At 62.6% G+C, this 1,223-nt stretch carries 1 protein-coding gene; it reads left to right on the forward strand.

Annotated elements, in window-relative coordinates; genetic code table 11:
- Positions 1-334 precede the first annotated feature (334 nt).
- Positions 335-1,159 carry a hypothetical protein gene (locus tag ACWDKQ_RS36280; RefSeq protein WP_450143257.1) on the forward strand — a complete coding sequence of 275 codons (825 nt, stop codon included), beginning with the start codon at positions 335-337 and terminating at the stop codon, positions 1,157-1,159.
- The last annotated feature ends 64 nt before the right edge of the window (positions 1,160-1,223 follow it).

Genomic DNA, 1,223 nt, shown 5'->3' on the forward strand with positions numbered 1-1,223 from the left:
TACGGCCATCACCGCAGGCCAGAACACAACAGATCAATATCCCGACAGGCCCACGACCAGCACCGCAACCGCCGCATAACCGCGAAACCTCAGGTCACCCAAGGATCAGTCATAAGAACAATAAAAAATCCACAATGGACACACGGATGTTGCTGCATCAGAGAGGGAATCGGCAGACTCCGATCGAGTTGGTGTTCGGGCGCTGCGCGGACGGTTTTCAGCGCGACCTCGGGAGATGTCCTGGCCAGACACCCGGCAATCACGACAATAAGTATTGCACCAGCTAGACGGAGTGCGCTTCCGCGCTGACAGCCGGAAGATGCACGTGCCGAGGATGCGCGGCGTCGCGAAGTTCCTCGACTGGTTGGCCAATTTTCCCGGCGATACGTGGCAACAGAGGTGGCTGGCCAGCGGCCAGGAAGAGTCGTCGGGCGCGGACTGGGCACGATTGCCGACCGAGTGGTTGACCGCACGTGGCGAGTCGGCCAACTCGGGCATCCTGGTCTCGGGCCTGCTGATGCTGATCTGCGCGGAGGTGATCCGCCCCAGCATGACCTTGTTGCTCAGCCGAGGTTCGTGCACGCTGGCCACCGGCATGGCGCAGTACCGTGATGGTGACGGGTTTGCCACGCTGGACCAGGTGATCGCCGACGATCCTACGATCATCAAAGCCGATGCCCAGCCCGCGAAAGCGCGAATCGCGGTTATCCTTGCCAGCAAAGGCGGTCGTATCACCGATATCACCGTCGGCGACTGCGTGGAGTTCTACGAGACGCATTCCAAAGTTCGCCCGGCGGGCGCACCGGGCAAGACGCTGTTCTACGTGCTGCTGCACCGCTCAGGCGTCTTCGGCGCTGATGCCCCGGCGACCCTGCGAACCCTGTGCGGACGAGCCCGCGGCCAGATGTCGACCACTGAACTCGTCGACCGTTACCGCCTGCAGCCGGGGCCGGTCCGAGGTCTGATCATCGATTTCCGCGTCGCGCGAACGAACTGCGCAAGGCCACAGCCGATCCCAACGGCAATGTTGTACATGAAGTGCGGTGAGATTTCGGCCCGCAGCGCCCGCAGCTCGGCCGTGGACTTCGGACCGTCCCTTAGCAGGCGTCGGAACCGGTTCATGACTCAGCCGGCGATGAAGTCTTCGACCGCTTGGTAGGCGGCGGCGTCGGAATACTGCTCCGGCGGCGACTTCATGAAGTACGACGACGCCGACAGGATCG

It is taken from the genome of Saccharopolyspora sp. NPDC000995 (genome assembly GCF_053599315.1).